Source organism: Apolloniradiicaulis salifontis, from assembly GCF_053756655.1.
Genome location: NZ_CM132387.1, coordinates 3,009,074 through 3,032,981, shown reverse-complemented (window position 1 = coordinate 3,032,981; position 23,908 = coordinate 3,009,074). Strand labels below are relative to the sequence as shown.

Below are 23,908 nucleotides of genomic sequence, written 5' to 3'. Positions count from 1 at the left end.
ATGCGCCTGTTAAGAAATCTCGGCGTCGTCAGCGGTATGACGCTTCTGTCCCGGATCGCCGGCTTCGTGCGGGAGATCCTCACGGCGGCGTTTCTGGGCGCCGGGCCGGTGGCCGATACCTTCTTTCAGGCGCTGACCATTCCCAACACTTTCCGACGGGTGCTGGCCGAGGGCGCGTTCAACGCCGCCTTCGTGCCGCTCTACGCCCGCGAGCTGGAGGGCGCGGAGCCAGAGGAGGCCGACCGTTTCGCCACCGAGGCGCTGTCGGCGCTGGTGACGGCCACGGCGGTGATCGTTCTGGCGTTCCAGGTGGGCGCGCCCTGGCTCGCCTATGTGTTCTTTCCCGGCATGGCGGACGATCCCGGCGGCCTCGCCTTCGCGGCGATGCTCATGCAGATCACCATGCCCTACCTTCTGACCATGGCGGTGCTGGCGCTGATCACCGGGGCGCTGAACTCCCACGGCCGGTTTGCGGCGAGCGCTTTCGCGCCGGTTCTGTTCAATCTGGTGCTCATCGCGATCCTGGCGCTCGACTTCGCCGAGGGCGAGCGGCTGGCGGTGTGGCTCTCCATCGGGGTGACGGTGTCCGGCGTGCTGCAGGCGGGCATGCTTTATGTGGCCGCGCGCCGGCGGGGCCTGAAGATCAGCTTCCGGCCGCCCAGGCTGACCCCGCGCGTGAAGCGCCTTTTGGCGCTGGGCGTACCCGGCGCGCTGGCGGCCGGGGCGACGCAGATCAATGTGCTGGTCACCTCTTCCATCGCCACGCTGGAGGAAGGCGCGCGCAGCTGGATCAATTATTCAGAGCGCCTCTACCAGCTGCCGCTGGGCGTGATCGGCATCGCCATGGGCGTGGCGCTGCTTCCGAACCTCGCTCGCCGGGTGCGCGCAGGCGACCATGAAGGCGGGCGGTTCACCATGAACCGGGCGATCGAGCTGTCCATGGCCCTGACGCTGCCGGCGGCGGCGGCGTTCATGATCATCCCGGACTTTCTGGTGCGCGGGCTCTATGAGCGCATGAATTTCACAGCCGCGGATACACAGATGACGGCGCTGGCGCTGGCGGTGTTCGCCGCCGGCCTTCCCGCCTTCGTGCTGATCAAGGTGCTGCAGCCGGGCTTTTTCGCCCGCGAGGACACGCGCACGCCGATGATGTTCTCGCTGGTGTCGGTGTTGGTGAATTTCATTCTCGCGCTGACGCTGTTCTTTGGACCCCTGGGCTTTGTCGGGCTTGCGGCGGCCACCAGCGTGGCCGGGTGGACCAATTGCCTTTTGCTGGCGGTCACGCTTCGAAAGCGCGGCCTGTTGCAAGCCGACAAGCGCCTGACGCGGTCGCTGCCGCGTATTGTGCTGGCGAGCGCTCTGATGGCGCTTGGGGTGTCGGCCTTGGTGGCGCTCCAGGATGTCTGGCTGGCGCCGATGGCCGGGCGCATCGGCGCCGGCTGGGCCATGGTGGCCGGGCTTTTGGCGGTGAGTGCGGCGGGCGCGGTGATCTATGCCGGCGCGTGCCTTGTCACCGGGGCGATCCGCCCGCGCGAGATCGGCGAGGCCCTGCGCCCGCGCGCCGTGCCGGCGCCGAAAATCGGGGACGATTCCGGTGTGTGAGGTTTCCCGGCTTGAGCGGGCGCGGCTGCGCGGCTAAACCCGGCGCTCCCACTTAACCGATCCACGGGATTTTCAACGCCATGAGCGAAGTCCAGACCTATTGCGGCCAGAAGCGTATTCTTTCCGGCATGCAGCCCACCGGCGGCCTGCATCTGGGCAATTATCTCGGCGCGCTGAAATGGTGGGTGGAGCTGCAGAATTCCGGCGCGGAATGCTTTTATTGCGTCGTCGACATGCACGCCATGACCATGGCCCATGATCCGAAGCTTTTGCCCGGCCGCGTGCGCGCGGCGGCTGCTGCCTATATGGCGGCCGGCGTCGATCCGGACAAATCGGCCGTGTTCGCCCAGTCGGCGGTGCCCGCCCACGCCGAGCTCGCCTGGATCTTCCAGTGCGTGGCGCGCCTGGGCTGGCTGGAGCGCATGACCCAGTTCAAGGACAAGGCCGGCAAGGACGCCGAGCGCGCATCCGTCGGCCTGTTCACCTATCCGGTGCTGCAGGCCGCCGACATCCTTGTGTACAAGGCGACCCACGTGCCGGTGGGCGAGGACCAGAAGCAGCATCTGGAGCTGTCGCGCGATATCGCCGCGCGCTTCAACCGCGATTTCGGCGCCGGCGAGGCGGTTCTGCCCCTGCCGGAGCCTGTGATCCAGAAGCACGGCGCGCGGATCATGAGTCTGAAGGACGGCACGGCGAAAATGTCCAAATCCGATGCCAGCGACAATGCGCGGATCAATCTGGAGGACGACGCCGACACGATCGCCAAAAAGATCAAGAAGGCCAAGACCGATCCCGAGCCTTTGCCCGATACGCTGGAGGCGCTGAACGCCCGGCCCGAAGCGCGCAATCTGGTGGGCATCTACGCCGCGCTCACCGGGTCCACCAGCGAGGCGGTGCTGGGCGAGTTTTCAGGCCAGGGTTTCGGCGCGTTCAAACCACGGCTCGCCGAAGCCGCCGTGGAGTTTCTTGCGCCGATCAGCGAGGAATACGCGCGCCTCATGGGCGACCCTGCTGAGATCGACCGCAAGCTCAGCCGCGGCGCAGAGCGGGCCAACGAGGCCGCCGCGCCGGTGATCGCCGAGGTGCGCGATCTGGTGGGCTACTGGAAGGCGTAAACGCCGCAGCCTGCCGGGCTTGGCGCGGGGGCGCCTTCTGGGTAAGAGCGTGACGATGACCCGCTTCGCCCGCCTTCCGCTTCTGTTGCTCGCGCTCATCGCGATGCTGGCGCCGCCGCCTGCGGCGGCGGACGGATTTGATCCGGGCTCCCTTTTGTGCCGGCCGGGCGGCGGCCCTCTCCCCGCTGAAGCGGTCGCCGATCTGCGCTATCTGGCGGAGCTCGCCGGCGAGCCGGCGAACGAGGCGCCGGGCCACACTTTTTGTGATTTTGCGTGCGCGGCGGCCCAGTCCACCGCGGCCCCGACCGCGCCGGCGGAGCCGCTGCGGCGCGTCGCCATCCTTCCCGCCCCGCGCCCGCAATCTGCGCCGGCGCCGGCGGGCCGTCCGGAAACCGCTCTTCGCGGCCCGCGCGCGCCACCGGTCCTCGTCTGACGCTCGACTGTTTCCGTCAGACCGCGGCCCGTGCGCCGCCTTTGAACACACTGGACCAAACCATGAAACTTCTCGCAAACGGCGCCGCATGCGCCGCGCTTCTGGCGTGCGCCGCGCCCGCCTTCGCCCACGAACCCGGCTCGGTACGCGCCGATTCCCACGCCCCCATCGGGGTGATGGCCGACCACACCCACGAAAAGGGCGAGTGGATGGTCTCCTACCGCTTCATGCGCATGGAGATGGACGGTTCGCGCGACGGAACAAACTCCCTTTCGCCTGAAGCGATCACCGGCTTCGCCAACCCCTATGCGCCGCCGCCGGGCCTTCGCGTGGCGCCGACCCGCATGACCATGGACATGCACATGGTCGGCGCCATGTACGCGCCAAGCGACCGTGTCACGCTCATGGTCATGACCCATTATCTCGAAAACGAGATGGACCACGTCACCTTCCAGGGGATGATGGGCACGACCCGCCTGGGCGAGTTCACCACACGGTCCTCGGGGCTCGGCGACACCAGGCTCGCCGCTTTGATCGGCCTGCAGGAGAGCGAGGCCGCGCGCACCCATGTGACCCTCGGCGTATCGCTGCCCACCGGCTCCATTGACGAGACGGCGCAGGTGCTCACCCCCATGAACACCACTCCGGTCCTGACCATGCCCTACGCCATGCAGCTGGGCTCGGGGACGGCCGACCCCACAGCCTCCATCACCCATGTGCGCAGCCCCTCCATGCACTGGCGCGTCGGCGGCCAGGCCGGGGCGGTGTGGCGACTCTACGACAACGACGCCGGCTACCAGCTTGGCGACGATTATCAGGCGACGGCCTGGGCGAGCTGGTCGCCGGTGGCGGCCTGGGCGTTTTCGGCGCGCGCAAAAGCGCGGGTGTGGGGCGAGATCGAGGGCCGGGACGTGCGGATCGGCGCGCCGGTGCAGACCGCCGACCCGGCCAATTACGGCGGCGAAACGCTGGAGGCCGGACTGGGTTTGAACTGGGCCGGGCAGACCGGCGCTTTACGGGGACACCGGTTTGCGGCCGAAGCGCTCCTGCCCTTGCATCGCGACCTGAACGGACCCCAGATGGAGACTGACTGGTCGCTGAGCCTGGGCTGGCAATACGCTTTCGGCGGATAGAGTCTTCATGGCCCGGGCGGGCTCCGACCCGCCTGGGCCGCTCTCAAGGAGAACACTCATGACTATTCGATTGCTTCTGATCCTCGTCCCGGCCCTGGCGCTGGCCGCCTGTGGTGAGACCGGCGCACCGGGCGAACAGGGCGCAGGCTCCGGCGAATCCTACGCTGGCGGCGGCCTCGCCGTCACCGAAGGCTGGGTGCGCAATCCCATCGCCGGGCGCGACGTGACGGCGGGCTTCCTCACCATCGAGGGCGGCGGCGAGGCCGGGCGTCTGACGGGCGTCGAGAGCGACGAGGCCGAGCGCATCGAGCTCCACACCATGGCCATGGAGGGCGATGTCATGCGCATGCGCCAGGTCGAAGCCATGGACGTGCCCGCCGACGGCGCGCTGACCCTGTCATCGGGCGGCGATCATCTGATGATCTTCGGCGTCTCCGCCGACGCCGCCGCGGACGGCATGCTGGACGTGGTGCTGCAGTTTGAGGGCGGGCGCAGCGTGGAAGCGCAGCTGCCCTTCGCCGACACCGCTCCGGCGTCTTCGTCCACCGGCGATATGAGCGGAATGCAGGGCGGCTAGGCGCAAGATCCGGGTTTCACGCCGGCGCGTTCGGGTCTAAGCGGGGCGGATGACAGACCGCCCCGACCCTTCTTCCGCGCCGGCTCCGGACCCCGCGCCTGCGCCCGGACAGGCGACGCCCGCCACGCCGGCGCCGAAAACCAGCGCCGACTCCCAGCGCCTCGGCCCGGGGCGGGCGGCGGCGGCGCTTTTGTCCGGCTATGTGATCTGGGGCCTGTCGCCTTTATTCTACAAGCTTCTGGCGTTCGCCAGCCCCGCCGAGATCGTACTTCACCGCGCCATCTGGTCGGTGCCCTTGCTGGCGATCCTGCTGGTGAGCGCGCGGCGCTGGAACGCGGCGGTGAGCGTGCTCGGCGACACGCGCATGCTCGGCCTTCTGGCGGTGACTGCGGTGCTCATCGGCGCCAATTGGTGGACCTTCATCTTCGCGGTGAATTCCGGCCAGGTGCTGGAAATCTCGCTTGGGTATTACATCAATCCTTTGATGAACGTGGCCGTGGGCGTGTTCATTGCGTCTGAGCGCTTCGGGCGCCTGCGCGCCGTGGCGGTGGGGCTGGCCGGGCTGGGCGTGGTGAACCAGATCGTCACCGTGGGCGAGCTTCCCGTCATCGCGCTTTTCCTCGCGGTGAGCTTCACCGGCTATGGCTACTTGCGAAAGACCATGGCGGTGGACGGGCGCATCGGCCTGTTCTGGGAGACCGCCATCATCGCCCTGCCGTCCCTGGCGATTCTCGGGTTTGTGGAGTTTGGCGGCGGCGGTCACTTCCGCGAGGGCTGGAGCCAGGCGGCGCTGCTGGTCCTCTCCGGCGCCATGACGGTGGGTCCGCTCTTGCTTTTCCTCACCGGCGCGCGCGGCCTGTCCTTCGCGGTCATCGGCGCGGCGCAATTCATTGCGCCGACCCTGCAGTTCTGCCTGGGATTATTCTATGGCGAGGTGTTCACGCCCGCCCACGCCGTCACCTTCGCCTTGATCTGGGCGGGGCTGGCGGTGTTCGTGGCGGATCTTCTACTGTTCGAGCGCAAGAAACGACAAAAGGCCCGATCATGACCCATCCGCCCATGCCGCCCGCCCGCCGTATTGATGTGGGCGAGGTGACGCTGTCGGTTCACGAGGCCGGACCGGCGGACGGCCTGCCCGTGCTGCTGCTCCATGGCTGGCCGGAGCTGGCGTTGTCCTGGGCGCAACAGATCCAGGACCTTTCCGAGGCCGGCTACCGGGTGATCGCGCCGGACAATCGCGGCTTCGGCGCCTCGGACATCCCCCATGAGGTCGAGGCCTATCATGTGGACCGTCTGTGCGCGGATCTGGAAGGCCTGCTGGATGCGCTGGGGGTCGAGAAGGCGGTGATCGTCGGCCATGACTGGGGCGGCATCTTCATGTGGCACGCCGCCTGCCTCATCCCCCATCGCTTCATCGCCGCGGTGGGCGTGAACACGCCGCACCTGCCGCGCGGCGCCGTTCCGCCCACAGAGGTCTTTCGTGAGCGCGGCGGCGAGGAGCATTATATCGTGCGCTTCCAGGACGAGGCCGCCGACACGCTGTTTGAGGGCCAGGAAGAGGATTTCTTCGCCTTCAGCTTCGGCGCGCCCATCGCCCCGGCCGATGTCGACGCGCTGCCGGCCTCAATCACCCATCTGCCCAAGCGCTTTGAAAAATTCGTCGCCCGCGGCGGTCTCAAGAGCGAGGACGAGTGTGTCGTTCCGCCAGAGATCCGCACGCAATACGCTGAGGTTTACGCCCGCTCCGGGTTTCGCGGCGGGATGAACTGGTACCGTAATTTCGACGCCAACTGGGAGCGGCTGGGCGGTGTCGATCACCGCCTCGCCATGCCCTGCCTGATGATCGCAGCCGAGTGCGATTTCATGCTGCCGCCCAAGCTCGCCGGATGGATGCCCGCCCTGTGCAAGGATTTCACCCTGCACATCATCGAAGGCTGCGGGCACTGGACCCAGTACGAGGCGCCGCAGGAGCTGTCAGCGGTGCTGCTGGCCTGGCTCGAGCAGCGCTTCGGTCAGTCACCTGCGGGCTGAGGGCAGGCCAGCGGCGCGCCCAGCTCGGTGACGCTGGCGCGCCAGGTGGTCAGCCGCTCGAAGATGAAGCAGCGCTGTTCGGCCGTGAGCCGTGCGTCCTCGCTCAGGTCTTCAGCAATGGCCTCCAGCGTCTCGCGCCCTTCGATCACCTCGACGCCGCCGTCAGACGGCGTGTCGAAGCGCATGAGCCGCCCCGTGTTCTCCCAGGCCGGCCAGTCGGGACCGCCGGCGCTGGCTGGATCGCCGGTGCGCGCAAAATTCGCCCAGTAGGCGCCCATGCTCTCGGCCACCGCCTGGCGGCCTTGCGCGTTCTCGTCATTGAACAGCGCGGAATCGAGGCGGCCGAAAAACTCGAAATGGTTGAAGACGAAAGGGATCTCCATGGCGTGGGCGGCGCCCAGAAGGCGGCTTAAGTCCATGAAGGCGAGGCTTCCGCCTTCGTCCCAGTCAAAGCGGTAGGCGAACACCGGCTCATGGCCGCCTTCGGTCAGGGTCTGGGCGACTTCATCCACGGCCAGCGCCCGCCACAGCCGGGACTGGTATTCGCTCGCGGCCTCAAAGAAGTCCGGGTCAGGGGTGCGGATGATCACGCCGAACCAGCGGGCCGACAGCGCCGGGTCGAAGACGTTGAACAGCTTCATCTCGTCCTTGTTGGTCCCGGTGATGATCGGCACGGCGTTGAAGGTGGCCGGGCTTGAAAGCGCGGCGATCAGGCCGTCTTCCGGGATCGTGACCCCGTCGGCGATCATGCGCGGCATGTCGCGCAAGCCGTCATCGCCGGCATAGGCGTCATAAACCGCCTGCAGCGGCGCGGCCCGCAAATCATCCGCACCCGGATTATCGATCCCGGTGAAGCGGCGCGAGGCGGGCACGGCCGCCACGTCCGAGCCGTCTCGCGCGTCGGCCAGCGACACAACGTCGGTGAGCCCCGACTGGATGATGGCGCGGTGGAACAGGCCGGCAGCCAACGGACTCGCCAGAAGCCCGGCGACGTTATGGCCGCCTGCGCTCTCCCCGAAAATCGTCACGGTCTCCGGGTCGCCTCCAAACGCGGCGGCGTTGTCACGCACCCATTCCAGCGCCGCGATCTGGTCCAGCAGGGCGAAATTGGCCGCGCCGGACAGGTCCGATGCGCCGTCCTCCAGCGCCGGGTGGGAGAAGAAGCCCAGCGGGCCGAGCCGATATTGCACCACCACCACGACCACGCCCTGGTCGACCGCCAGCTGCGCGCCGTCATACTGACTGGCCGAACCCCAGACATTGGCGCCGCCATGAATCCACAGCATCACCGGACGCGGGCCGCCGGACTCCTGCGGCGCGGGTGCGTAGACATCCAGATACAGGCAGTCTTCAGACCCTGTGAGCTGACCCGGCTCGGTTCCGGTCGCTTCTGCGTTCAGCGCATTGGTGATCTGCGGGCAGGCGGCGGAATGGGTCAGGGTTTCGCGGGCGCCGGTCCAGGGCTCCACAGGCTGCGGGCCGCGCCAGCGATTATCGCCGCCCGCCGACGCCGCAAACGGCGTTCCGAGCCACACATGGGCGCCGGTGTCCCCGTCCACATAGCCGACGATCTCCCCGCCCGTCACCGCGCGCGTCAGCGCCGGATCGGCCGTGGGCGGCGGCGCGGCGGGCTCGCTCTCGCAAGCGGTCAAAGCCAGCGCGCCCAGCGCAGCGGCCAGTGTGAAACGACGGATCATGGCGGGCCCTCCCCCTTGTTGTCACTCAAGCTAGCGGGCTCTCGCGCCGGCGCAAGGCGCCGTGTGGGGGTGATTTTTAGGCAGCGCCGGTTCCCGGTTTCATCCCCGGACAAAGGTCCGGGGGAAAGACCGGGATCTACAGCGCTTAAAAGATCAAGCGCTGAGCAGGACGAACCGATTGCTCAACGCCGGACCTTTAAAACGCAGTGGATCCCGGTCTCGCCCCCGGCTTGAAGCCGGGGATCGAACCGGGAGCCGATCTCTTACTGCATGGTCGGGATGATGAAGCTCTGGTCGGAGATGTCGCCCGAGGGCCAGCGCTGGGTGACGGTCTTGATCTTGGTGTAGAAGCGCACGCCTTCCATGCCGTGCTGGTTGGTGTCGCCGAAGGAGGAGCGCTTCCAGCCGCCGAAGGTGTGATAGGCCACCGGCACCGGGATCGGCACATTGACGCCCACCATGCCCACATTGACCTTGCTGGCGAATTCGCGCGCCGCCAGGCCGTTGCGGGTGAAGATCGCCACGCCGTTGCCGTACTGGTGCTCCGAGGCGAGGCGTGCGGCCTCCTCCATGTCGTGGGCGCGCACGATCTGCAGGACCGGGCCGAAGATCTCTTCCTTGTAGCTCTCCATCTGCGGGGTCACGTGGTCGAACAGGGACGGGCCGATGAAGAAGCCGTTCTCGTGGCCCTGCAGCGTGAAGCCGCGCCCGTCCATTATCAGCTCGGCGCCCTCGTCGACGCCCTTCTGGATCCAGGCCTCGATTTTCTCCTTGTGGGCCTGGCTCACCACCGGGCCGTAGGCGGCGTCGGGGTCGGAGGAGACGCCGGGCACGAGGTTTTCGATCTCCGGCATCAGCTTCTTGATCAGGCGCTCTGCGGTGTCCTCGCCCACGGGCACCACGATGGGCAGCGCCATGCAGCGCTCGCCCGCCGATCCGTAGGCCGAGCCCACCAGATCCTTGACCACCTGGTCGAGATCCGCGTCCGGCATGACGATCCCGTGGTTCTTCGCCCCGCCCATGGCCTGCACGCGCTTGGCGTTGGCGGTCCCTCGCGAGTAGATGTACTGGGCGATGTCGGAACTGCCCACAAAGCTCACCGCCTTGATGTCTGGATGATCGAGGATCGCGTCCACAGCCTCCTTGTCGCCGTTGACGACGTTAAGAATACCGTCCGGCAGGCCGGCTTCCAGCATCAGCTCGGCCAGGCGCACGGGCACGCTGGGGTCTTTTTCGCTGGGCTTGAGGATGAAGGCGTTGCCGCAGGCGATGGCCACGCCGAACATCCACATGGGGATCATGGCGGGAAAGTTGAACGGGGTGATGCCCGCCACCACGCCCAGAGGCTGGCGCATGGAATAGACGTCGATGCCCGGCCCGGCCCCTTCAGTGTATTCGCCCTTTAGAAGATGCGGCACGCCGCAGGCGAACTCGATCACCTCCAGCCCGCGCTGCAGATCGCCACGAGCGTCCGCGACGACCTTGCCGTGCTCTGAAGAGAGCAGGCGGGCCAGCTCGTCCATATTGGCTTCAAGCAGATCCTTGAACTTGAACAGCACGCGGGCGCGGCGCTGGGGGTTCATGGCGGCCCAGGCCGGCTGCGCGGCCTTGGCGCGCTCCACCGCCTCGCCCAGCTCGGATTTGCTGGCGAGGGCCACTTTGGCCTGAACCTCGCCGGTATTGGGGTCGAACACGTCGCCGAAGCGGCCGGATGTTCCGGGAACCGCCTTGCCGTTGATGAAGTGATGGATGTCGCGCTGCGCCATGAAAGGCTCCTCCGTTCGCGCCTCCGCAAAGACGGGGCGCGTCTCTTGTTTGAGCGAGGGTGTAGCGGAGGGGCGGCGCGCTTGTCGAGCCGAGGCGCAGGTGCGGCTCAGGCTGGATTCAGCGTCAGCGTCTCTCCAGCCGCCGTTTCCCCGCTCCAGCTGCGATTCTCGCCGGGCGTCGCCTCGAAAACAACAGCGCCGGCGCCGTCGATGAGGCGCAGGCTCTCCCCGTCAGCCGCCGCCCGCCAGAGCAATGCATCGCCCAGCCCGCCCGGACAGCCGGGAAAAGCCAGGACAAGGCCGGAGACGGTGTCCGCGACGATCAGGCTGTCTTCAGGCGCCCGCGCCGGCGGATCAAGGCGCACCCGGCAGGCGGCGCCGCCGGCTTCGGCCCGATAGGTCCCCGGCAGGCGGGAGATATCGGCCATGGCGGCCGCCGCCAGGGCGCCGGACAGCGCGCCGGAGAGGGCGAAGGCGGTGCAGAAGGGTCGCAGAACAGTCATGGCGGTCTCCGTCAGCTGCCGCTCAGTGAAGCGGGCGCGGCGCACGGAGTCGAGCCGTTCGCTCATGTCGGCGCTCAGATCGAGTGCTGGTTCACCCGCGCGGAGAGTTGCTCGGCGTTTTCCTTGCGCTCTGAATACCGGTCCACCAGATAGCCGGCGCTGCCCCTTGTGAGCAGGGTGAACTTCACCAGCTCCTCCATCACATCCACCACCCGGTCATAGAGCGCGGACGGCTTCATCCGCCCGTCCTCGTCGAACTCCAGGAAGGCTTTCGGGATCGAGGACTGGTTGGGGATGGTGATCATGCGCATCCAGCGGCCCAGAACGCGAAGCTGGTTGACCGCATTGAAGCTCTGGGAACCGCCGGAAACCTGCATCACGGCCAGGGTTTTGCCCTGGCTCGGGCGCACGGCCCCCAATGAGAGCGGAATCCAGTCGATCTGGCTCTTCATCACGCCGGTCATGGCGCCGTGGCGCTCCGGGCTGCACCAGACCATCCCCTCGCTCCAGGTCACCAGCTCGCGAAGTTCGGCCACCTTGGGATGCTCCGCGCCAGCCGTGTTCGCAGGATCGTCCGGCAGAGGCAGGCCGGACGGGTTGAACGTGCGGGTCTCCGCCCCAAGCCGCTGCAGAATGCGCGCGGCTTCTTCGCTGGCGAGCCGGCTGAAGGAGCGCTCGCGCAGCGAGCCGTAAAGCAGCGCGATGCGTGGCGGATGAGCGGCGCGCTCCGGATCGAGCAGACGGGCCTCGTCGATCTCAAGAAAGCTCGCCTCGTCGAGGGCGGGAAAGGTGTCGGAACTCACGGATCATCCCTTCGGAAACAGGCTTTGGGTGCGGTTCGCCAGCGCCACCAGGGAGAGCATGACCGGCACCTCCACCAGCACGCCCACCACGGTGGCCAGCGCCGCGCCGGAATTCAGGCCGAACAGGCTGATCGCCACGGCGACCGCCAGCTCGAAGAAGTTCGACGTGCCGATGAGCGCGCAGGGCGCCGCGATTGAGAACGGCGTGCGCCAGAGCCAGGCTGCGCCGTAGGCGATGAGGAAGATGCCGTAGGACTGGATCAGCAGCGGGACCGCGATCATGGCGATCACGGCGGGGCGCTGCAGGATCACCTCGCCCTGAAACCCGAACAGGATGACCACCGTGACGATGAGCCCGATCACCGAGACCGGCTTGATGGCCGCCGTGAAGGCGTCGACCTTCGCCGCCGCCGCCTCGCCGGAAAGGCCTTGAGACAGGCGTGCGCGGGTGGCAAGCCCCGCGAGAAGCGGGATCAGCACGTAGAGGCCCACCGACAGAAGCAGGGTCTCCCACGGCACGGCGATGTCGGTGACGCCCAGCAGCACCGCCACGATGGGCGCGAAGGCGAACACCATGATGACGTCATTGGCCGCCACCTGCACCAGCGTATAGTTGGCGTCGCCCCTGGTGAGCTGGGACCAGACGAAGACCATGGCGGTGCACGGCGCCGCGCCCAGGATGATCAGGCCGGCGATGTACTGGGCGGCGTCTTCGGGCTGGATGAACGGCGCGAAGACGAATTCGAAGAATCCCACGGCCAGCGCCGCCATGGTGAAGGGCTTGATCAGCCAGTTCACCACCAGCGTGATCACCAGACCTTTGGGCTGAGCCCCGACGCGGCCGAGGCTTGAAAAATCGATGCTCACCATCATCGGATAGACCATCGCCCAGATCAGCACCGCCACGGCGAGATTGACCGAGGCGATTTCAAACCGGGCGAGAACCTCAAACAGGCCGGGGACGAGCGCGCCCAGCCCCACGCCGGCCAGGATCGCCAGCCCTACCCAGACCGACAGCCATTTTTCGAAAAAGCCGATGCCGCCGGGCGCCTTGGACAGGCTGGGTGAGCCTTCGCGATTCATGGCGCCGCCTCGTCGTGGGCGCGCTGCAGGATGGCGCTGCGCTTCGCGGGGTCGGCTTTGACCAGGCCCGCCTCAAGGGCGAAACGCACCCGGGCGTCCAGCGCCTCGAACGCGGCGTCGAAGGCGGCGCGGATCGCAGGCTCGCCTTGCGCGCCGGCCGGATCGGACAGGCCCCAATGGGCGCGCGCCGGCGCGCCGGGCCAGACCGGGCAGGGCTCGGCGGCGGCGTTATCGCAGACGGTGATCACGGCGTCCATGACCGGCGCGCCGTCCGCCTCGAACTCCAGCCAGCTTTTTGAGCGCAGGCCTTTGGTGGAGAGGTCGTGGCGCTCCAGCACGGCGATCGCGCCGGGATGGGGCGCGCCCTTGGGGCTTGAGCCGGCCGAATAGGCTGTCACGCCGCCGCCGCTGCGCGCATTGAACAGCGCCTCGCCCAGGATTGAGCGCGCGGAATTGCCGGTGCACAAAATCAGAATGTTCATCGCGCTAGGGCCTCTGGCGGTCTGGAGGCGTCACCTTTAGACTGCACACTCTCTCATTTCAATGTTTCATGAAATAGAAAAGCATGATCGCCATGGACCAGACCGCAGCCATTGAAAGCTTCGCCGCGCTCGCCCATCCGACGCGGCTGAGCGTGTTCAAGGCGTTGATCACCGCCGGGCCTCAAGGGCTTGCGGCGGGGCGTCTGGCGGACCTGGTGGGCGTGTCGCCCAGCAATCTGTCGCCCCACTTGAGCGCGCTCAGCCAGGCGGGGCTGGTGCAGGTGAGCGTGGAGGGCCGCTCGCGGATCTACACGGCGCGGATCGATCAGGTCGCCGCGTTGGTGGATTTTCTGGTGGCCGATTGCTGCGCGGGTCATCCTGAAGTGTGCGGCCCGGCGCTGGCGTCCATGGGCCGCTCCTGCTGAGCAGAAGCGGCGCGCCCCTTGCGGGCCGCCGCGCATTGTTTCTCAATGCCGCAGATGACATCGGACACCGCCCCCTCACCCCATATCGTCGATTCGCTGATCGAGGAGCGCGCCCTGCGCCTGCGCGCCAGCGCGATCTGGCCGGCGGTGAAGGCGGTGTTCTATCCGCTGCTGGGCTATGGCCGGGCGGTCCAGATCGCCGACGCCATCGCCCCTATGGGCGGGGCGCAGGCCATGGACTGGTCGGAGAAATTTCTGGACATGCGGGTCGCCGCCGACGGCCTGACCCATGTGCCTGAAACCGGGCCTTGCGTCATCACCGCCAACCATCCCGGCGGAATCGCGGACGGCATCGCGGTGTGGCAGGCGCTCAAGGCGCGCCGTCCTGATCTCGTGTTCTTCGCCAATCGCGACGCGATCCGGGTGTGCGAGGGGCTGGGCGAGGTGGTGATTCCGGTGGAATGGCGCGGCCAGGAGCGCTCTCGCGACAAGACCCGCGATACGCTGCGCCAGGCCATCGAGGCGTTCAGGCAGGGCCGGTGCGTGGTGGTGTTTCCCGCCGGGCGCATGGCGAAATGGGACTGGCGCAGCTTGCGGCTGGTGGAGGAGTCCTGGCAGGTGACTGCGGTCAGCCTGGCGCGTAAATTCTCCGCGCCGATCATTCCGCTGGGCCTGAAGCAGCGTATGAGCGTGTTGTTTTACGCGCTGGGCCAGATCCATGAAGAACTCAAACACATGACGGTCTTCCACGAGCTGCTGGCCAAGCGCGGCGCCCGCTACGCCCTGAAATTCGGGGCCGTGGTGGAGCCCCATGACCTGCCCGACGGCGAGGGTCCGGCCACCAGGGCCTTGCGCGCCATGAGTGAAACCCTCGCGCGGGAGGCAAGGTGAGTCTTTCGCCGCACGACGAGCCCAGCCCCGCGCCAGACGCCCGCGCGCTGGTGGAGGCCTTGCTTGAAGAGCGTGCGCCGCGCCTGCGCGAGCAACCGCTCGCCTGGCGCGCCTTACGCGGGATCGCCGATCCGCTTTTGGGGTTCGCCAAGGCGGTCCAGCTGGTGGACGCGGTCAAGGATCTCGACGCTGAAGCCTGCTTCGCCTGGGGCGATCGGTTTCTCGGCCTCACCGTCACCGCTGAGGACGTGGAGCGGGTGCCGTCCATCGGCCCGGTTCTGCTCATCGCCAACCATCCCGGCGGCATCGCCGACGGCAACGCCATCTGGAGCGCGCTGAAAGGAAGGCGCGATGATCTTGTGTTCTTCGCGAATCGCGACGCGCTGCGCATCTGTCCGGGGCTAAAATCCCGCATCATTCCGGTGGAGTGGCGCACCGGTCCGCTGGCGCGCACCCGCGCAAGGGAGACCCTGCGCGCGGCCATGGAGGCGTTCAATGGCGGGCGCTGCGTGGTGATCTTCCCCGCCGGGCGAATGGCCGACTGGAACTGGCGCGAGCGCCGGCTGGTGGAGCCCAGCTGGGCGGGCGCGGGCGTGTCGCTGGCCCGGCGGTTTGGCGCGCCCATCGTGCCGGTGGGCGTGGTGCAACGCATGCCGCTGGCCTATTACGCCCTGTCGCAGATTAATGAAGAGCTGCGCGACATCACCCTGTTTCACGGCCTGTTGCGCCAGCGCGGCGCCCGCTACCGCCTGCGCTTCGGCGAGCCTGTCGATCCGCGCGTCCTGCCGGGCGCCGACGGCGACGCCGCCGAAACCCTGCGCCAGATCTGCGAAGCGCTGGCCTGGACCCGGCGGCGGTGATCGGTCAAGGTCTCGGGCCGGCCGGCGCAGGCGAGCCGGGTTCGGACTCCGGTGTGCTCAAACCGTACCAGTCCACATGGCGCGTCACCAGCATGGTCACGCTCACCGCCGCGAAGGCGAGTCCGGCCCCGATCAGCAGCGCATAATCCTCCATCAGGATCAGCAGATACTGCAGCGCATAGGTCATCACCAGCGCAGCGAAGACCAACAAGCCGCGCGCCGCGCTGCGGAACGCCGCGCCGGCGTAGAGCGCGGTGACGAGAATGGTTGCGCCCGAGCCGCCGGCGTAGGCCGTCATCAGGGCGGCATGCTCACTTAGGGCCAGCATCATGAGATAGAAGATCACCTGCGCCAGTCCGATCAGCACATATTGCGCGGCGTGCACCCGCATCGCGCCGGTCGCCTCTATGAGGAACACCATGAGCAAGGTGAAGCCCACGAAGAAGAACGCGTATTTCAAGGACCGGCTGACCCGGACATAGCCGTCGGTCGGGCTTGTCAGATTGACGATGAAGGCTGTCTCGTCGGCGGTCGCCATGGCGTAGCCCGACCCCTCCAGCCAGCGCGCCGGAATCCCGCGGGCGAGATAGGGCACGCGCCATTCCGCCTCGAAGCCGGTCTCCGCGATGGTGCGCTCGGCAGGCAGATAGGCGCCGTCAAAGCCGGGATGGGGCCAGTCGCCGGCGAGCGTCGCACGGGTTTCGCGGCCCGAGGCGACAAGGCCGAGCGATTGCGCGCCCGATAGTGTGAAGGCGGCCTGCATGGTGAAGGCCGCGCCGGGCTCCAGGCCGTTGAGCGGCGCGCTCACGCCGCGCCAGGTCCGGCCGGACCGGCCGCCGTCGGCTTGACGATCGAAAGGCGAGCCCGGCTCGAACCGCGTCGGGGACGGGGCCCCGTTGAAGGTGAAGGCGATATCCGAGCCCATCCCGCGCAGATCCTGGACCCCGGCCACCAGCCGCGCCTGATCCCAGCGGATCGCGCCGTTTCGCGGCGTCAGGGTCTCTACCCCGGCGGTCGCGAAGACGGCGTCCAGAGTGAGGTCGGCGGTATAAACCGGCACCTCATAGATCGCACGCCGGCGCAGCTCCACATTCAGTGCGGCGCCGATGTCGAGGGTTTCGGGAGAGACGATGATCGTCTCGCGCCGTATGCGCTGCTCCTGCACGGTCTCGCCGTCCCGCTCGACGCTCACCGTCTCAGTGACGTCCACGGGCAGCAACAGGAACGGCCCGCGCAGGGTCTGGCGTCCGCCATAGGCCTCCCCGACGCTGCGCGCGACCTCGTCGGCGCGCCCGGCCCGCTCCCAGGCCAGCAGATTGACGAAAAACAGCGGCACGCCGAGCAGGAACACCAGCGCGCCCACCATGATGATCTTCAGTCCCAGCGCCCGTGAGCGAGTCTGCGTGCGGTCCATGGACCGTCCTCCCATTGTCTGCCTGCCTGCCTGTCGCACAACAGCGTGGCAATGGGGAGAAAGCAGGGCGAAGCGGGGGCCATCCCGGGATAAGAAAAAAGCCCCGGCCGCAACCGGACGGGGCTTATTCTCCGGACCAGGCCGCGCCTACGCCTGGCGCTCCACCATCAATTCCTTGATCTTGCCGATGGCCTTGGCGGGGTTCAGACCCTTGGGGCAGACATTGGCGCAGTTCATGATGGTGTGGCAGCGATACAGCTTGAACGGATCTTCCAGATCGTCCAGGCGCTCGCCGGTCGCTTCGTCGCGGCTGTCGGCGATCCAGCGATAGGCCTGAAGAAGCGCGGCCGGGCCCAGAAACTTGTCCGAATTCCACCAGTAGGACGGGCAGGCGGTGGAGCATGAGGCGCACAGAATGCACTCATAGAGGCCGTCGAGCTCTTCGCGCTCTTCCGGGCTCTGCTTCCACTCGCGCTGGGGCGTCGGGCTGTCGGTCTTCAGGAAGGGCTGGATCGACTGAAGCTGGGCGTAGAAATTGGTCAGGTCGGGGATCAGGTCCTTGACCACCGGCTGGTGGGGCAGGGGCGCGATCGTGACCGCGCCCTTCACCTCGTCGATGCCGTAGGTGCAGGCGATCGTGTTGCGCCCGCCGATATTCATGGCGCAGGAGCCGCAAATGCCTTCGCGGCAGGAGCGCCGGAAAGCCAGCGTCGTGTCGATCTCGTTCTTGATGTAGAACAGGGCGTCCAGAACCATGGGGCCGCAGTTGGCGGTGTCCACGTAATACGTGTCCCAGTGCGGATTCTCGCCGCTCTCGGGATCATAGCGGTAGACCTTGAACTCGCGCAGATCCTTGTCCTCGGCCCCTTCAGGCTTCGGCCAGACCTTGCCTTTTTTGACTTGCGAATTTTTCGGCAGCGTCAGCTGGACCATGGGTGTCTTCCCACCTTGCTCGTCTGGGGTACGGGCGCGCGGCGCGCGTTTCTAGTAAACCCGCGCCTTCGGCTCGATATATCCGATATCGTTGGACAGCGTGTAGTTATGGGTCGGGCGATCATCAAGCGTGACCTTGCCGGTCGTCGCGTCGAGGAAGGCCAGGGTGTGCTTCATCCAGTTCTGGTCGTCCCGGTCGGGGTGATCCTCGCGGGCGTGGGCGCCGCGGCTCTCGGTCCGCGCGGCGGCCGAGTTCACGGTCACGGCGGCCTGCTGGATCAAATTGTCGAACTCCAGCGTCTCCACCAGATCGGTGTTCCAGATCATGGAGCGGTCATTGATGCGGATGTCCGACGCGCCGTCGAACACCTTGGCGATGCGCTCAACGCCCTCGTCCAGCACGTCCTGGGTGCGGAAGACCGCGCAGTTTTCTTGCATGGCCCGCTGCATGTCCAGGCGCAGCTTGGCGGTGGGCGTGGCGCCGTCGGCGTGGCGCAGGCGGTCAAAGCGATTGAGGCTGTCCTCGCCGGCGTTTTTCGGAAGGTCCGACTGGCTGGCGCCGCTTTCGGTGGTCTCGGCGCAGCGAAGGCCCGCAGCCCGGCCGAACACCACAAGGTCGATCAGAGAGTTGGAGCCCAGGCGGTTGGCGCCGTGCACCGACACGCAGGCCGCCTCGCCCACGGCCATCAGGCCGGGCACCACGGTGTCGGGATCGCCGTTCACCTTGGTCAGAACCTCGCCGTGATAATTGGTGGGGATGCCGCCCATATTATAGTGCACCGTCGGCAGAACCGGGATCGGCTCCTTGGTGACGTCCACGCCGGCGAAGATCTTCGCGCTTTCCGAAATGCCGGGCAGGCGCTCGTGCAGCACGGCCGGATCCAGATGATCCAGGTGCAGATGGATGTGATCCTTGCCCGCACCCACGCCGCGACCCTCGCGGATCTCCATGGTCATGGCGCGCGAGACCACGTCGCGGCTCGCCAGATCCTTGGCGTTGGGGGCGTAGCGCTCCATGAAGCGCTCGTTTTCCGAGTTCGTCAGATAGCCGCCCTCGCCGCGCGCCCCTTCCGTGATCAGGCAGCCCGCGCCGTAAATGCCGGTGGGGTGGAACTGCACGAACTCCATGTCCTGCAGCGGCAGGCCGGCGCGCAGCACCATGGCGTTGCCGTCGCCGGTGCAGGTGTGCGCGCTGGTGGCGGAGAAATAGGCGCGGCCATAGCCGCCGGTGGCCAGGATGGTCTTCTGGGCGCGGAAGCGGTGCAGCGTCCCGTCGTCCAGCTTCCAGGCGGTGACGCCCCGGCAGACCCCGTCATCATCCATGATGAGATCCATCACGAAATACTCGATGAAGAACTCCGTCGAGTGACGCAGCGACTGACCGTAAAGCGTGTGCAGGATGGCGTGGCCGGTGCGGTCGGCGGCCGCGCAGGTGCGCTGGACCGGACCTTCACCGAAATTCTTCGTCATGCCGCCGAAGGCGCGCTGATAGATCTTGCCGTCTTCGGTGCGCGAGAACGGCACGCCCCAGTGCTCCAGCTCGTACACGGCTTCCGGCGCATTGCGGCAGAGATACTCGATCGCGTCCTGATCGCCGAGCCAGTCCGACCCCTTCACGGTGTCGTACATGTGCCAGCGCCAGTCGTCCTCGCCCATATTACCCAGCGACGCCGAGATGCCGCCCTGCGCCGCGACAGTGTGCGATCGGGTGGGGAAAACCTTCGAGATGCACGCGGTGCGAAGGCCCGCCTGGGCCGCGCCCAGTGCGGCGCGCAGGCCTGACCCGCCTGCGCCGACGACCACGACGTCAAAGGTGTGATCAATCCATTCGTATGAAGCCATGTGTCGTCTCCTAGGTCGCGATCGCGAGCACGGAATATAGGGCGGCGATCCAGAGACCGGCTGCGATCAGCGTATTCGCGATCAGCAGAACCGATTTCAGCGCCGCTTTGTGAATGTAGTCCTCGATCACGGTCTGGAGACCGAGGCGCATGTGATAAAACGCCGCGGTCAGGGTCAGAAGCGTCACGATCGCGCCCCAGGGCGAGCTGAGCCAGGCCTGCGCGCTGGCGTAATCCCCGGCCGGAAGCGCAGCCACAGACCAGATGAAGACCGGTATCAGCACAAGGAGCGCAATCGCGGACACGCGCTGGCTGATAAAGTGGCCGACGCCGGATTTCGCCGAGCCCAGGCCGCGCGCCCTGGACAGCGGAGTGCGGTAAGTGCGGTAATCGCTCATAAGACAAGACCTCCGGCGAAGATCCAGATCAGGGCGGTCACCACGATCGACCCTGCGAAGATGAGGATGGAGCGCTGGTTGGAGCCCTTGGGGTCGAACCCGGCGCCGGCGTCCCAGCCCAGATGGCGCAGACCGTTGAGAAGGTGATAGCTCAGCGACAGGGTGAAGGCGATCAGCGCCAGGGTGACGAGAATCCCCGCCGGCCCGCTGCGCAGGGCTTCCCATGCGGCGTAGGCGTCAGGGCCGGACGCGACCATCACCAGCCAGAGCGTGAACAGGATCGCGCCGATATAATTGGCGACCCCGCTGACCCGGTGGAAGATCGAGCTCGCCATGGTGGCGTGCCAGCGCCATACCCCGAGGTGCGGCGATAAAGGTTTGTAGCTGACGCCCGGACGCTTGGTGTCGGCGGCCTTGGCTGTGGTCTTGGCGGTCATGCGCGCCCCCGATTTGACGGAAGTTTCGCCCGGACGGGCGAGAGTGGCGCAGACAATAATCCGGAGCGCCCTCAGGTCAACGCGCTGAGCCCTCCCGCGCTGCGCCTGGCTTGCGAGTGAAACGCAATGTCCCGCTTTCAGGCGACGGACCCAGGCGGGCCGGCGTGCGTTATCAGCGTGAACGGGCCGCAAAACAGGATCTCGCCATCGCTCTCTTTGACAGCCCTGGAGCCTTGATCGGGCCGAAATCGCTCTGGAACCGCATCACCGCCCATATGGAGCCGCCGGTCTTTTTCGGATCAGCGCTTCTTGTGGTGGCCTTCGTCATCGGAGGCGCGGTGTTCACCGATCAGGCCGCCAGCGTCTTCAGCGCGCTTCAATCCCGGATCATCGCGGCGTTTGGCTGGTGGTACATGTTCGCCGCCACGGGGTTTCTGGTCCTGGCCGGCGCGATTTTGCTGAGCCCGCTGCGTAAGGTGCGCCTGGGCGGACCGGACGCGAAGCCGGAATTCTCCTTCCTGTCCTGGACGGCGATGCTGTTCGCCGCCGGCATGGGGACCGGCTTGGTGTTTTTTTCGGTGGCCGAGCCGTTCACCCACTATATCGACCCGCCGCCCGGCCTTGATCCGCGCACCCCGGAGGCCGCGCGCGAGGCCATGCGGATCACCTATTTCCACTGGGGCCTGAACGCCTGGGGGATCTATCTGATCCTGGCGCTGGCGGTGGCCTATCTGCACTTCAACAAGGACCTGCCCCTGGCGCCGCGCAGCGTGCTGGAGCCCCTGTTCGGCCGCCAGGTGATGGAGGGCTGGGCCGGTCACCTCGTGGACATCCTGTGCACAGTGGGCACGCTACTGGGCGTCTCCACCTCGCTGGGCCTTGGCGCCATGCAGATCAACACCGGCCTGAACGAACTGGCCGGGATCGAGCGGTCTGCATTGATTCAGATTTTCCTGATCGCCGCCATCACCGGCCTGGCGACGATTTCGGTGGTGATCGGGGTGAAGGGCGGAGTCCGGCGCTTGAGCCAGATGAATCTGGTCCTGGCGGGTCTGTTGTTCGCCTTCGTGCTGATCGTGGGACCGACGCTTCTGATCCTGGAGACGTTCACAACTTCGCTGGGGGCCTATCTGCAGGACCTGCCGCCGGCCACCGTGTTCGTGGACTTCACCGGCGACAGCGAGTGGCGGGCGAGCTGGACGCTGTTCTATTGGGGCTGGTGGATCAGCTGGGCGCCTTTCGTGGCGATCTTCCTGGCGCGGGTCTCGAGAGGCCGCACCATCGGGGCGACCATCGTCACCGCGCTTCTGGTCCCGACGCTGGCGACCTTCGCGTGGCTCGCTGTGTTCGGCGGAGCCGGGTTGCAGATCGAGCGCGCGGGCGCCGGCCTGCCCGACGAGATCGTGCAGGAGCCGGCCATCGCCCTGCACGCCCTGCTGGACACCCTGCCCTTCGCGCCGGTGACCATGGGGCTCGCCACGCTGGTGATCCTTTTGTTCTTCGTCTCCAGCTCCGATTCCGGCTCGCTGGTGGACGACATGGTCACCTCCGGCGGCGATCCCCATCCGCCGCGCATTCAGCGCGTGTTCTGGGCGGTGAGCGAAGGCGCGGTGGCCGCCACCCTGCTCCTGGCCGGCGGGCTCACGGCCATCCGCAACGCCGCCATCAGTCTGGGGCTTCCCATGTCCATCGTACTGGCGCTGGCGGCCGCGGCGATCATCAAGATCATGATCGTGGAAACGCAGACGGCGAAATCCGGCGGGGGCTAGCCGAGATTGACCCCCCGCCCGGCCCTTGCGACCTTGCGTGGGAACACGAGGGCGCCGGGAAGGCGATCATGACCGAAGACGAGAGCGCGGTGGTCACCGGCGCGTCCACCGGCATCGGGTACGCCACGGCGCAGTATCTCACGGCGCGCGGCTGGCGGGTGTTCGCCGGAGTGCGCAAGGAGGCCGACGCCGAACGCCTGCTGGCCGATCTCGGCCCGCTGGTCACGCCGCTGATCATCGACGTCACCGATGCGGACACCTGCCGCACCGCCGCCGACGAAGCCCGGGCGAGTCTGGATGGCCGCACGCTCTCCGGCCTCGTGAACAATGCGGGCATAGCCGTGGCCGGGCCGCTGCTTCACCTGCCCGTGGAGGAGATGACGCGCCAGCTCGACATCAACGTCACCGGCCAGCTGCGCGTCACCCAGGCCTTCGCGCCCTTGCTGGGCGCCGAGGACGGCCGCACCGGCCCGCCGGGACGCATCGTCAACATGTCTTCGGTGGCGGGGCTCAACACGACACCGATCCTGACGCCCTACGCCTGCTCGAAATTCGCCCTGGAAGCCTTCACCCAGGGGCTGCGCCGGGAGCTGATGATGTATGGAATCGACGTGGTGGCGGTGAATCCCACCCTCACCGCCAGCTTCCTTCCATATCTTATTTATCAGTCGTTTGAGCGTCGTGAAGCGAGCCATGTGTGACACATGGTGTATGACTTGTGTGACGTGAATTTCACGAACATCGCCCGAACCGGTATCAACCGCCCTGGGGTTCCCGGAGGCTGTTTAGTCAGCCGCAAATGCTACGCTGCCAATAGCCTTTGTTAGCGTCACTTACTCAGCCTTTTGGACATCGCCACACCAAGGAAAACTGCTGCGATGACGATGATCAACGCGTAAGCAGTATCGACCTCAAAAATGCCCGTCTCATTCAAAAGAATGACTGCCGCTAGCACGACGCCGACGACGACTGCTGGGATCAAGATGTGCTTCAAGGCAAGAACTCCGTTTGAGTGATGATAACCGGAACTCGCGTTTTATCCGGTCGAAGAGAGAACCCGAGCGTGATTTGAACCTTAGCTGATCGTTGTGGCAAGAGGCCGGGACGCGGAGCTTGGGCTACGCGCCGCGCCGCCCCTCGCGCTGGGGGAGCTGTCAGAAGAAACGGCTCGTTTGCTGGCACCGGGTGACCCTGCCCGGATGAGCAATCCGTTCCGATATTTCAAGACCTCACCCGAAATCACCCGTCTTGCGGTGACGATGTAAATCGGATCACCGTAGCCGTGGCAGCGAGCTGGACAGCGAAGCTTGAAGAGAAACTAGAAACCTCCGGCAATTGAGTGCCAGACCCGCGCCCGTTTATTCCAATTAAGTGTTCCAATTAATTTGCATTATCTGCATCAAAGTATAATACAATCAACAACTTAAAGGGAGTGCTAGCGATTTGATTCAAATCCCGGCCCCGTCGCCACGCCTATCTGGTCCAAGGCCGAGGAGATGGATCCCGAGCAGTATCGCGGCACCGATTTCTACGCCGCCATCAAGCGGATCATGGCCTACATGCTTGCGCGGGGCGGGAACGGCCTGGCGCCGGAAACCATCGCCGCGGCGGTGCACAAGGCGCTCACGGTGAAAACCCCGCCGCTCAATCAGGTCCTCACCCCGGAGCCCTTCCAGCAATGGCTGCTGAACGCCTTGCCGTGAGCTTGACCCCGT

General features: G+C 66.7%; 25 protein-coding genes. 13 read left to right on the top strand and 12 right to left on the bottom strand.

What is annotated here, in order from left to right; all coding sequences use genetic code 11:
* From murJ to ACWCOP_RS14370, 7 genes are all read left to right on the top strand, one after another.
* Nucleotides 1–1,602, top strand: coding sequence for a murein biosynthesis integral membrane protein MurJ (gene murJ, locus ACWCOP_RS14400; protein WP_478248990.1), 1,602 nt, complete (start codon nt 1–3; stop codon nt 1,600–1,602).
* Nucleotides 1,603–1,682: 80 nt separating this feature from the next.
* Nucleotides 1,683–2,717: a tryptophan--tRNA ligase gene (gene trpS / locus ACWCOP_RS14395; protein ID WP_478248989.1), complete on the top strand. Its 1,035-nt coding sequence runs from the start codon at nt 1,683–1,685 to the stop codon at nt 2,715–2,717.
* A 55-nt stretch (nt 2,718–2,772) separates the two neighbouring features.
* On the top strand, nt 2,773–3,150 hold the full coding sequence (locus ACWCOP_RS14390) for a hypothetical protein (protein WP_478248987.1): 378 nt from the start codon (nt 2,773–2,775) through the stop codon (nt 3,148–3,150).
* Between the two features lie 62 nt (nt 3,151–3,212).
* On the top strand, nt 3,213–4,283 hold the full coding sequence (locus ACWCOP_RS14385) for a transporter (protein WP_478248986.1): 1,071 nt from the start codon (nt 3,213–3,215) through the stop codon (nt 4,281–4,283).
* Nucleotides 4,284–4,341: 58 nt separating this feature from the next.
* Nucleotides 4,342–4,860: a copper chaperone PCu(A)C gene (locus ACWCOP_RS14380; RefSeq protein ID WP_478248985.1), complete on the top strand. Its 519-nt coding sequence runs from the start codon at nt 4,342–4,344 to the stop codon at nt 4,858–4,860.
* 49 nt (nt 4,861–4,909) lie between these two features.
* Complete coding sequence (gene rarD / locus ACWCOP_RS14375; RefSeq protein WP_478248983.1) at nt 4,910–5,908, top strand: EamA family transporter RarD; 999 nt, start codon at nt 4,910–4,912, stop codon at nt 5,906–5,908.
* Nucleotides 5,905–6,891, top strand: coding sequence for an alpha/beta fold hydrolase (locus ACWCOP_RS14370; RefSeq protein ID WP_478248981.1), 987 nt, complete (start codon nt 5,905–5,907; stop codon nt 6,889–6,891). Before rarD ends, ACWCOP_RS14370 begins: the two co-directional genes overlap by 4 nt.
* Here ACWCOP_RS14370 and ACWCOP_RS14365 read toward each other — a convergent pair.
* The 6 genes from ACWCOP_RS14365 to ACWCOP_RS14340 form a co-directional block, all read right to left on the bottom strand.
* Nucleotides 6,873–8,588 (bottom strand): carboxylesterase/lipase family protein, encoded by a 1,716-nt coding sequence (locus tag ACWCOP_RS14365; protein ID WP_478248979.1) that lies wholly within the window; start codon nt 8,586–8,588, stop codon nt 6,873–6,875. The two genes, ACWCOP_RS14370 and ACWCOP_RS14365, sit on opposite strands and share 19 nt — an antisense overlap.
* A 263-nt stretch (nt 8,589–8,851) precedes the next feature.
* A complete protein-coding gene (locus ACWCOP_RS14360; RefSeq protein WP_478248977.1) occupies nt 8,852–10,354 on the bottom strand; it encodes a CoA-acylating methylmalonate-semialdehyde dehydrogenase in 1,503 nt (500 codons plus the stop codon).
* A 107-nt stretch (nt 10,355–10,461) separates the two neighbouring features.
* Entirely contained in the window at nt 10,462–10,857 is a 396-nt protein-coding gene (locus ACWCOP_RS14355) for a hypothetical protein (RefSeq protein WP_478248976.1), read from the bottom strand.
* A 74-nt stretch (nt 10,858–10,931) separates the two neighbouring features.
* Nucleotides 10,932–11,660 carry an arsenical resistance protein ArsH gene (gene arsH / locus ACWCOP_RS14350; RefSeq protein ID WP_478248975.1) on the bottom strand — a complete coding sequence of 243 codons (729 nt, stop codon included), beginning with the start codon at nt 11,658–11,660 and terminating at the stop codon, nt 10,932–10,934.
* Between the two features lie 3 nt (nt 11,661–11,663).
* On the bottom strand, nt 11,664–12,743 hold the full coding sequence (gene arsB / locus ACWCOP_RS14345; protein ID WP_478248973.1) for an ACR3 family arsenite efflux transporter: 1,080 nt from the start codon (nt 12,741–12,743) through the stop codon (nt 11,664–11,666).
* Nucleotides 12,740–13,225, bottom strand: coding sequence for an arsenate reductase ArsC (locus ACWCOP_RS14340; RefSeq protein ID WP_478248971.1), 486 nt, complete (start codon nt 13,223–13,225; stop codon nt 12,740–12,742). Before ACWCOP_RS14340 ends, arsB begins: the two co-directional genes overlap by 4 nt.
* Before the next feature lie 83 nt (nt 13,226–13,308).
* Here ACWCOP_RS14340 and ACWCOP_RS14335 point away from each other — a divergent pair, with 83 nt between their 5' ends.
* From ACWCOP_RS14335 to ACWCOP_RS14325, 3 genes are read left to right on the top strand one after another with little or no spacing between them, the layout of a single operon-like run.
* A complete protein-coding gene (locus ACWCOP_RS14335; RefSeq protein WP_478248970.1) occupies nt 13,309–13,650 on the top strand; it encodes an ArsR/SmtB family transcription factor in 342 nt (113 codons plus the stop codon).
* Between the two features lie 54 nt (nt 13,651–13,704).
* On the top strand, nt 13,705–14,541 hold the full coding sequence (locus ACWCOP_RS14330) for a 1-acyl-sn-glycerol-3-phosphate acyltransferase (protein WP_478248969.1): 837 nt from the start codon (nt 13,705–13,707) through the stop codon (nt 14,539–14,541).
* A complete protein-coding gene (locus tag ACWCOP_RS14325; RefSeq protein WP_478248968.1) occupies nt 14,538–15,401 on the top strand; it encodes a 1-acyl-sn-glycerol-3-phosphate acyltransferase in 864 nt (287 codons plus the stop codon). Before ACWCOP_RS14330 ends, ACWCOP_RS14325 begins: the two co-directional genes overlap by 4 nt.
* Nucleotides 15,402–15,405: 4 nt before the next feature.
* Here the strand turns inward: ACWCOP_RS14325 and creD are convergent, their stop codons facing one another.
* From creD to sdhC, 5 genes are all read right to left on the bottom strand, one after another.
* Nucleotides 15,406–16,815, bottom strand: coding sequence for a cell envelope integrity protein CreD (creD, locus tag ACWCOP_RS14320; protein ID WP_478248967.1), 1,410 nt, complete (start codon nt 16,813–16,815; stop codon nt 15,406–15,408).
* A 147-nt stretch (nt 16,816–16,962) separates the two neighbouring features.
* Nucleotides 16,963–17,748: a succinate dehydrogenase iron-sulfur subunit gene (locus ACWCOP_RS14315; RefSeq protein ID WP_478248966.1), complete on the bottom strand. Its 786-nt coding sequence runs from the start codon at nt 17,746–17,748 to the stop codon at nt 16,963–16,965.
* 51 nt (nt 17,749–17,799) lie between these two features.
* Nucleotides 17,800–19,590: a succinate dehydrogenase flavoprotein subunit gene (sdhA, locus tag ACWCOP_RS14310; RefSeq protein WP_478248965.1), complete on the bottom strand. Its 1,791-nt coding sequence runs from the start codon at nt 19,588–19,590 to the stop codon at nt 17,800–17,802.
* A gap of 10 nt (nt 19,591–19,600) precedes the next feature.
* Nucleotides 19,601–19,987 carry a succinate dehydrogenase, hydrophobic membrane anchor protein gene (sdhD, locus tag ACWCOP_RS14305; RefSeq protein ID WP_478248964.1) on the bottom strand — a complete coding sequence of 129 codons (387 nt, stop codon included), beginning with the start codon at nt 19,985–19,987 and terminating at the stop codon, nt 19,601–19,603.
* Nucleotides 19,984–20,424 (bottom strand): succinate dehydrogenase, cytochrome b556 subunit, encoded by a 441-nt coding sequence (gene sdhC / locus ACWCOP_RS14300; RefSeq protein ID WP_478248963.1) that lies wholly within the window; start codon nt 20,422–20,424, stop codon nt 19,984–19,986. Before sdhC ends, sdhD begins: the two co-directional genes overlap by 4 nt.
* A 164-nt stretch (nt 20,425–20,588) precedes the next feature.
* Here sdhC and ACWCOP_RS14295 point away from each other — a divergent pair, with 164 nt between their 5' ends.
* Together ACWCOP_RS14295 and ACWCOP_RS14290 are read left to right on the top strand one after the other, a co-directional pair.
* The gene (locus ACWCOP_RS14295) at nt 20,589–22,193 is read left to right on the top strand and encodes a BCCT family transporter (RefSeq protein ID WP_478248962.1); all 1,605 of its coding nucleotides are present in this window, start codon (nt 20,589–20,591) and stop codon (nt 22,191–22,193) included.
* A 68-nt stretch (nt 22,194–22,261) separates the two neighbouring features.
* Nucleotides 22,262–22,894, top strand: coding sequence for an SDR family NAD(P)-dependent oxidoreductase (locus tag ACWCOP_RS14290; protein ID WP_478248961.1), 633 nt, complete (start codon nt 22,262–22,264; stop codon nt 22,892–22,894).
* Nucleotides 22,895–23,022: 128 nt separating this feature from the next.
* On the opposite strand, the gene ACWCOP_RS14285 is transcribed toward ACWCOP_RS14290, so the two are convergent.
* Nucleotides 23,023–23,187, bottom strand: a complete 165-nt coding sequence (locus ACWCOP_RS14285) for a hypothetical protein (RefSeq protein ID WP_478248960.1) — start codon at nt 23,185–23,187, stop codon at nt 23,023–23,025.
* A gap of 502 nt (nt 23,188–23,689) precedes the next feature.
* On the opposite strand from ACWCOP_RS14285, the gene ACWCOP_RS14280 reads away from it, so the two are divergent.
* Nucleotides 23,690–23,896 (top strand): hypothetical protein, encoded by a 207-nt coding sequence (locus ACWCOP_RS14280; protein ID WP_478248959.1) that lies wholly within the window; start codon nt 23,690–23,692, stop codon nt 23,894–23,896.
* The last annotated feature ends 12 nt before the right edge of the window (nt 23,897–23,908 follow it).

What these genes read in the sequence shown, in the direction of transcription:
- murJ (WP_478248990.1), top strand. Translation starts at nt 1, where the DNA reads ATGCGCCTGTTAAGAAATCTCGGCGTCGTCAGCGGTATGACGCTTCTG.
- ACWCOP_RS14330 (WP_478248969.1), top strand. Translation starts at nt 13,705, where the DNA reads ATGACATCGGACACCGCCCCCTCACCCCATATCGTCGATTCGCTGATC.
- sdhC (WP_478248963.1), bottom strand. Translation starts at nt 20,424, where the DNA reads ATGACCGCCAAGACCACAGCCAAGGCCGCCGACACCAAGCGTCCGGGC.
- sdhA (WP_478248965.1), bottom strand. Translation starts at nt 19,590, where the DNA reads ATGGCTTCATACGAATGGATTGATCACACCTTTGACGTCGTGGTCGTC.
- ACWCOP_RS14335 (WP_478248970.1), top strand. Translation starts at nt 13,309, where the DNA reads ATGATCGCCATGGACCAGACCGCAGCCATTGAAAGCTTCGCCGCGCTC.
- ACWCOP_RS14290 (WP_478248961.1), top strand. Translation starts at nt 22,262, where the DNA reads ATGACCGAAGACGAGAGCGCGGTGGTCACCGGCGCGTCCACCGGCATC.
- ACWCOP_RS14315 (WP_478248966.1), bottom strand. Translation starts at nt 17,748, where the DNA reads ATGGTCCAGCTGACGCTGCCGAAAAATTCGCAAGTCAAAAAAGGCAAG.
- creD (WP_478248967.1), bottom strand. Translation starts at nt 16,815, where the DNA reads ATGGACCGCACGCAGACTCGCTCACGGGCGCTGGGACTGAAGATCATC.
- ACWCOP_RS14340 (WP_478248971.1), bottom strand. Translation starts at nt 13,225, where the DNA reads ATGAACATTCTGATTTTGTGCACCGGCAATTCCGCGCGCTCAATCCTG.
- ACWCOP_RS14280 (WP_478248959.1), top strand. Translation starts at nt 23,690, where the DNA reads ATGGATCCCGAGCAGTATCGCGGCACCGATTTCTACGCCGCCATCAAG.
- ACWCOP_RS14380 (WP_478248985.1), top strand. Translation starts at nt 4,342, where the DNA reads ATGACTATTCGATTGCTTCTGATCCTCGTCCCGGCCCTGGCGCTGGCC.
- sdhD (WP_478248964.1), bottom strand. Translation starts at nt 19,987, where the DNA reads ATGAGCGATTACCGCACTTACCGCACTCCGCTGTCCAGGGCGCGCGGC.
- ACWCOP_RS14390 (WP_478248987.1), top strand. Translation starts at nt 2,773, where the DNA reads ATGACCCGCTTCGCCCGCCTTCCGCTTCTGTTGCTCGCGCTCATCGCG.
- ACWCOP_RS14365 (WP_478248979.1), bottom strand. Translation starts at nt 8,588, where the DNA reads ATGATCCGTCGTTTCACACTGGCCGCTGCGCTGGGCGCGCTGGCTTTG.
- arsB (WP_478248973.1), bottom strand. Translation starts at nt 12,743, where the DNA reads ATGAATCGCGAAGGCTCACCCAGCCTGTCCAAGGCGCCCGGCGGCATC.
- ACWCOP_RS14360 (WP_478248977.1), bottom strand. Translation starts at nt 10,354, where the DNA reads ATGGCGCAGCGCGACATCCATCACTTCATCAACGGCAAGGCGGTTCCC.
- ACWCOP_RS14385 (WP_478248986.1), top strand. Translation starts at nt 3,213, where the DNA reads ATGAAACTTCTCGCAAACGGCGCCGCATGCGCCGCGCTTCTGGCGTGC.
- trpS (WP_478248989.1), top strand. Translation starts at nt 1,683, where the DNA reads ATGAGCGAAGTCCAGACCTATTGCGGCCAGAAGCGTATTCTTTCCGGC.
- ACWCOP_RS14355 (WP_478248976.1), bottom strand. Translation starts at nt 10,857, where the DNA reads ATGACTGTTCTGCGACCCTTCTGCACCGCCTTCGCCCTCTCCGGCGCG.
- ACWCOP_RS14370 (WP_478248981.1), top strand. Translation starts at nt 5,905, where the DNA reads ATGACCCATCCGCCCATGCCGCCCGCCCGCCGTATTGATGTGGGCGAG.
- rarD (WP_478248983.1), top strand. Translation starts at nt 4,910, where the DNA reads ATGACAGACCGCCCCGACCCTTCTTCCGCGCCGGCTCCGGACCCCGCG.